This is a genomic window from Pseudomonas sp., from assembly GCF_049301935.1.
Lineage (GTDB): Bacteria > Pseudomonadota > Gammaproteobacteria > Pseudomonadales > Pseudomonadaceae > Aquipseudomonas.
The window spans coordinates 1-6,219 of sequence record NZ_JBAQLP010000129.1; the positions used below are offsets into that span (position 1 = coordinate 1).

Genomic DNA, 6,219 nt, shown 5'->3' on the forward strand with positions numbered 1-6,219 from the left:
GAAGTATTCAGCTCCACCGAGATCGATTTCGCCGTCGAGGTGTGCAACGCGGTGATCGCGGTATTCCAGCCGACCCCGGCGAACAAGCTGATCCTCAACCTGCCGGCGACCATCGAGTGCGCCACGCCGAACAACTACGCCGACCAGATCGAGTGGTTCGGCCGCCATATCGACAAGCGCGACAGCGTGCTGCTCAGCGTGCACACCCACAACGACCGTGGCACTGGCGTGGCTGCCTCAGAGCTGGCCGTAATGGCAGGTGCGGACCGTGTCGAAGGCTGCCTGTTCGGCAATGGCGAGCGCACCGGCAACGTCTGCCTGGTGACCCTGGCGCTGAACCTCTACACCCAGGGCGTCGATCCGCAGCTGGACTTCTCCGATATCGACGCCGTGCGCAAGGTGGTCGAGGACTGCAATCAGATCCCCGTGCACCCGCGCCATCCCTATGTCGGCGACTTGGTGCACACCGCGTTCTCCGGCTCGCACCAGGACGCGATCCGTAAGGGCTTCGCCCAGCAGCAGGCGGACGCCGTCTGGGAGGTGCCTTATCTGCCGATCGACCCGGCCGATATCGGCCGCGATTACGAGGCGGTGATTCGCGTCAACAGTCAGTCCGGCAAGGGCGGCATCAGCTTCCTGCTGGAACAGGAATACGGCATCAACCTGCCGCGGCGTATGCAGATCGAGTTCAGCCAGGTGGTGCAGAGGGAAACCGACCGCCTTGGCCTGGAGATGAGCGCCGCACAAATCTACAAACTGCTCGAAAGCGAGTACCTGCAAGCCACCACACCCTATGCCCTGAAAGGCCATCGCCTGCAGGAAGAAAACGGCACCAGCGCGGTCGATGTCGAAGTCGTCAACACCGGCGAAACCCAGCACTGGCGCGGTATCGGCAAAGGACCACTGGAAGCCCTGGTCGCCGGCCTGCCGGTGGCCGTAGAGATCATGGACTACAGCGAGCACGCCATCGGCGCCGGCACCAATGCCAAGGCGGCGGCCTATATCGAGCTGCGGGTTAACGGCGGCCGTGCGCTGCACGGCGTCGGCATCGATGAAAACCTCACCACCGCCAGCTTCCGCGCGTTGTTTAGCGCACTGAATCGGGCCATCGGCCAGGCAGCCGAACAGGCTGCCTGATTACCGAATGAGGCATCAACTCTGTGTGGCTGATGTCTCATTCGCCAGATAGCGCGCGGTGGCCTGCAACGCCTGACCGATATCCGGCCAGTGCAATTGATGGCGCTGCGCCAGGGCCTGGGTTGCAGCCGTGTTGAAACGGGTGGTCTGGATAAAATCCAGCGACTCGGCGTCGGTGTGCAGCAGGCGCGGCATGCCCGGAATCTTCAGCAACGTCCGCAGCAAAGGAATCGGTATATGCCGACTCGGCGCGCGCACATTTAGCGTGTTGGCCAATTGCTGCAGCATGCCCTGCAGGTTCGGCGTGGCGGCATCCAGGGCGAGAATCTCCTGCCCGACCTGCTGCTCATCGAATGCGGCAGCCACTATCAGCTCGGCAAGAAAATCCACACTGACCAGCGGTAACCAATGCGCGGCCGAGCCCGGAATCGCCCCAAGCCGACCACCCGCCAGATTGCCGATCAGCCCAGCCAGCGGCTGCGCCGGCAGAATATGCCCGCTGCGGCTATGACCGCATACGGTGGCCGGGTGCACCACCGTCAGTGGCGCCTGCAGCTGCGCCATACGCCCACGCACGCGAAAATGCGCCTCCAGCTTGCTGCCCTCATAGGCCCCGGTGCGTTGATAGACCTTGTCCCAGTCGGTGCGCTCGGGCCGCTGCAGGTCGATACCGATGCGCTGCAGATGCCCTTGATTGGCCAGCATAAAGCCGCCCACCAGCAGCAGCCGACTGCCTTGCTGCGCCGCTAGCTCAGCCACCGCCAACGCTCCCTCGACATTGACCCGACGCGCCTGCGCAGCAGCCAGCCCCCAGGCGAACTGTGCGCCCAGGTGGAACACCACGTCAGCCTGAGGCACCCGCTCACGCGCAGCAGCATCCAGGCCCAGATCAGCCCGACCCAGGTCTCCTGCCAGCGCCGTTAGCAACTCGCCTCGACCGCCCAGTTGCTCAATCTGCGCACGCAAGGCCGGTAAGGCTTGCGGCTGGCGCATCAGCAGCGTCGCCGAGTGGCCCTGCCGGGTCAGCAACGCCAGCAGATGCTGACCGACAAAGCCGCTGCCGCCGGTTAGCAAGCAGTGTTTATTCATGATCTATCCACCCGAGTCATTAGTGACCCAAGCAGGCTAAACTGTCGAGCACACTCTACAGTCAAGCGGAATTTGCATGCGTATCGGTGAACTGGAAAAGCGCAGCGGCGCCAGCCGCCACACCCTGCGCTATTACGAAAGCCTGGGGCTGATCAGCGCCCTGCGGCGTGACAATAACTACCGCGAATATTGCCAACAGACCTTGAGCGATCTGGGTTTTATTCAGCAGGCCCAGGGCATGGGCTTTTCCCTCGGCGAGATCGGTGAAATCCTCAAGGCCCGGCGCGAGCAGCAGCTGGACTGTGCTCAGGGTGCGGCCCTGGTCAGCCGCAAGCTGCTTGAGGTGGAGCAGAAGATTACCGATCTGCAGCAGCTGCGCGATTTTCTGCGCAGCGAAAAGCTGCGCCTGGAGGCCAGCGCCGCCGAACAGGCGGCTAAGTCAGGTTAAAGCCATCGGCATCCAGATGGGCCGGAAAGCGCTCGCGGTAGGCCGCCAACTCCGCGGTTTTGAGGGTTACCCGAAAGACGCCATCTGCCGCCCCAGGCGCAAGCAACGGCTCACCCTGAAAATCCAGCACCTGGGAATCCCCGCTGTAGGGATAACCCTTGCCGTCCTCGCCAATACGGTTAACCGCCGCCACATAGCAGAGGTTTTCGATCGCCCTGGCTGGCAGCAGGCGGTTCCAGTGGTTACGCCGTGCGGCTGGCCAGTTGGCGGTGTAGAGCAGTAGGTCGGTGGTCTGTGGATCGCGACTCCACACCGGGAAGCGCAGGTCGTAGCAGATCAGCGGGCGCACCTGCCAGCCGTTGACCTCCAGCAGCACCTGCTCAGTGCCTGCGCTGTAGTGCTTGTGCTCACCAGCCATGCGAAACAGATGACGCTTGTCGTAATACGCTAGCGTGCCATCCGGGCGAGCCCAGAGCAGACGGTTACGGTACGAGCCATCGACAGCCTGGATAATCAGGCTGCCGGTGACCACAGCCTGCAGCGTCTGGGCCTGTTCACGCAGCCACTGGCTGGTCGGGCCCTCCTCGGGCTCGGCCAGGGCGGCGGAGTCCATGGAAAAGCCGGTGCTGAACATCTCCGGCAGCACGACCAGATCGGCACCACGCGCCTGCGCCAGCAGGGAGGCAAAATGCGCGCGATTGGCAGCAGGGTCCTGCCAGGCCAGGGTGGTCTGGATCAGCGCCAGGTCGAGGTCGGGTTTGTCATTCACGTCATTTCACTCGCCGTAGGGTGGATGTCGCTTTTCACATCCACCACGCTTTGGTGGATAACGCTTCGCGGTTATCCACCCTACACCGCGCATAGCTTTTCCGCCGCCTGACGCAGGGTTTCTTCACGCTTGGCAAAGCAGAAGCGCACCAGGCGCAAATCCGCAGGTGGGCTCTGGTAGAACACCGACACCGGAATCGCCGCCACGCCATGCTCGCGAGTCAACCATTCGGCCATCGCCACGTCAGCCAGATCGCCACGGATAGCCGAATAATCGACCAGCTGGAAATAGGTGCCGGCGGCGCGGGTAAAGCTAAAGCGCGAGCCGGCCAGCAGATCGCAGAACAGATCGCGCTTGGCCTGGTAGAAGGCCGGCAGCTCCTCGACGTGCTCTGGATGCTCGGCCATATAGTCGGCCAGCGCCCACTGCAGCGGCGTTACGCCACAGAAGCTGACGTACTGATGCACCTTGCGCAGCTCGACGCTCAAGGCCGGCGGTGCCACTACATAGCCGGTCTTCCAGCCAGTGACGTGGTAGGTCTTGCCAAAGGAGCTGACCACAAAGGCGCGCTGGTACAGCTCGTCATGGGCGAGGATGCTGGCGTGCTTGGCGCCATCGAACAGCAAATGTTCATAGACCTCGTCGCTGATCAGGTAGATATCCCGCTCGCGAATCAATGCTGCCAGTTGATCCAGCTCGCCGCGAGAAATCAGCGCACCGCTGGGGTTATGCGGGCTGTTGAGGATAATCAGGCGAGTCTTGCTGCTCAGCGCATCTTGTAGACGCTGCCAGTCGATGGCGAACCCCGGCAAGGACAGCGGCACATGCACACAACGCCCGCCGGCGAGCGCTACCGAGGGCTCATAACTGTCGTAGCTGGGGTCGAAGACGATCACTTCATCACCCGGCTGGATCAGCGCCTGGATCGCGCAGAAGATTGCCTGGGTCGCCCCCGGGGTGATGGTCACTTCAGTGTCGGCACTGACACTACGGCCATAGCTGCGGGCGATCTTCGCCGCCACCTGCTCGCGCAGCGCCGGCAAGCCGGTCATCGGCGCGTACTGGTTATGCCCGGCGGCGATATGCCGGCCGACCGCATCACGCAGGGCCTGCGGGCCATCGAAATCCGGGAAGCCCTGGGACAGATTTAAAGCACCTGCTTCCATAGCCAGTTGCGACATGCGGGTAAAGATGGTGGTGCCAACATTCGGCAGCTTGCTGATAAGCATCGCGGCAATATCCCTGGACCAAGCGCCGAGCTTGAGCGCTATTGATGACGCAGGATAGCCGATCGCCCAGAGACGCAAAAGGCACCCGCAGGTGCCTTTATAGAGCGATCAGGCTCAAGCCTAGCGCTTGTCTTTGCGCTTCTTCTCAGCCTTCTTGTGGTGGCTCATCAGGCGGCGCTTCTTGTTCACCTGACGGTCGGTGAGGGTGTTCTTGTTGCCCTCATAAGGGTTATCGCCGCCCTTGAACTCGATACGGATCGGCGTACCGACCAGCTTGAGCACGCGGCGGTAGGTGTTTTCCAGGTAACGAATATAGGACTTGGGCACCGCCTCGACCTGGTTGCCGTGAATCACGATCAGCGGCGGGTTGGCACCACCCAAGTGGGCATAGCGCAACTTGATGCGGCGATTATTAACCATGGGCGGTGCGTGATCGCTGACGGCGTCTTCAAGAATCGTGGTCAGACGGTTGGTCGGCCAGCGGGTGATCGCCGACTTGAACGAGGCCTGCACCGACTTGTACAGGTTGCCCACGCCGGTGCCGTGCAGCGCCGAGATAAAGTGGATATCGGCAAAGTCGACGAAGAACAGCCGGCGCTGCAGCTCGACCTTCACATAGTCGCGTTCGCTGGGCTCCATGCCGTCCCATTTGTTCAGGGCGATCACCAGCGCACGACCGCTTTCCAAGACGAAGCCAAGCAGGTTGAGGTCGTGATCGACCACACCTTCGCGGGCATCCATGACGAACACCACCACGTTGGAGTCCTGGATCGCCTGCAGGGTTTTCACCACCGAGAACTTTTCCACCGCCTCGAAGATCTTGCCGCGGCGCCGCACCCCGGCAGTGTCGATCAGGGTGTACTTCTCGTCATCACGCTCGAACGGAATATAGATGCTGTCGCGGGTGGTGCCGGGTTGGTCGTAGACGATAACCCGGTCTTCACCGAGCATGCGGTTGACCAGAGTGGACTTGCCGACGTTGGGCCGACCGATGATCGCCAGTTTGATGCCGTCCTTCTCGCTCGGGCCGGGAATGCGCTTGGCTTCCTGACCTTCGAGAACGATTTCCTCTTCCTCGCCCTCTTCCGGCTCGCTGGCATCCTTAGGGAAGGAGCCGAGCACGGCTTCAAGCATCTGGGTGATGCCGCGACCGTGGGCACCGGCAATCGCCAGGGACTCGCCCATGCCCATGCTGGAAAATTCGGCACGGGCCAAGTCGGCGTCGATATTGTCGACCTTGTTGATCACCAGGAAGCTGCGCTTGTTACGCCGACGCAGGTGCTCACCGATCATCTGATCGGAAGCAGACAGGCCAGCGCGGGCATCCACCAGGAACAATACGGCATCGGCTTCTTCGATGGCCTGCAGCGACTGCTCGGCCATCTTCGCGTCGATGCCTTCTTCGTCACCGGAAATACCCCCGGTGTCGATGACGATATAGGTTCGCCCCTGCCACTTGGCCTCGCCGTACTGGCGATCACGGGTCAGACCAGACAGGTCGCCGACAATCGCGTCACGGGACTTGGTCAAGCGGTTAAACAGGGTGG

At 62.1% G+C, this 6,219-nt stretch carries 6 protein-coding genes; 2 read left to right on the plus strand and 4 right to left on the minus strand.

The window, feature by feature from the left end; translation table 11 throughout:
* Window positions 1-1,137: 2-isopropylmalate synthase (locus tag WA145_RS16780; RefSeq protein ID WP_422582660.1), on the plus strand; the 1,137-nt coding region annotated here is incomplete at its 5' end.
* Between the two features lie 15 nt (window positions 1,138-1,152).
* Here the strand turns inward: WA145_RS16780 and WA145_RS16785 are convergent.
* Complete coding sequence (locus WA145_RS16785; RefSeq protein WP_422582661.1) at window positions 1,153-2,226, minus strand: SDR family oxidoreductase; 1,074 nt, start codon at window positions 2,224-2,226, stop codon at window positions 1,153-1,155.
* A gap of 76 nt (window positions 2,227-2,302) precedes the next feature.
* Here WA145_RS16785 and WA145_RS16790 point away from each other — a divergent pair, with 76 nt between their 5' ends.
* A complete protein-coding gene (locus tag WA145_RS16790; protein ID WP_422582662.1) occupies window positions 2,303-2,674 on the plus strand; it encodes a MerR family DNA-binding protein in 372 nt (123 codons plus the stop codon).
* Here WA145_RS16790 and WA145_RS16795 read toward each other — a convergent pair.
* The 3 genes from WA145_RS16795 to der all read right to left on the minus strand — a co-directional run.
* A complete protein-coding gene (locus tag WA145_RS16795) occupies window positions 2,661-3,443 on the minus strand; it encodes an amidohydrolase (protein ID WP_422582663.1) in 783 nt (260 codons plus the stop codon). The genes WA145_RS16790 and WA145_RS16795 overlap by 14 nt on opposite strands.
* An 80-nt stretch (window positions 3,444-3,523) precedes the next feature.
* Window positions 3,524-4,672, minus strand: a complete 1,149-nt coding sequence (locus WA145_RS16800) for a pyridoxal phosphate-dependent aminotransferase (protein ID WP_422582664.1) — start codon at window positions 4,670-4,672, stop codon at window positions 3,524-3,526.
* A gap of 120 nt (window positions 4,673-4,792) precedes the next feature.
* Window positions 4,793-6,219: ribosome biogenesis GTPase Der (gene der, locus WA145_RS16805; RefSeq protein ID WP_422582665.1), on the minus strand; the 1,427-nt coding region annotated here is incomplete at its 5' end.

Bases quoted from the DNA above. Each gene is read 5' to 3' on its own strand.
- WA145_RS16785 (WP_422582661.1), bottom strand. From the start codon at position 2,226: ATGAATAAACACTGCTTGCTAACCGGCGGCAGCGGCTTTGTCGGTCAG.
- WA145_RS16790 (WP_422582662.1), top strand. From the start codon at position 2,303: ATGCGTATCGGTGAACTGGAAAAGCGCAGCGGCGCCAGCCGCCACACC.
- WA145_RS16800 (WP_422582664.1), bottom strand. From the start codon at position 4,672: ATGCTTATCAGCAAGCTGCCGAATGTTGGCACCACCATCTTTACCCGC.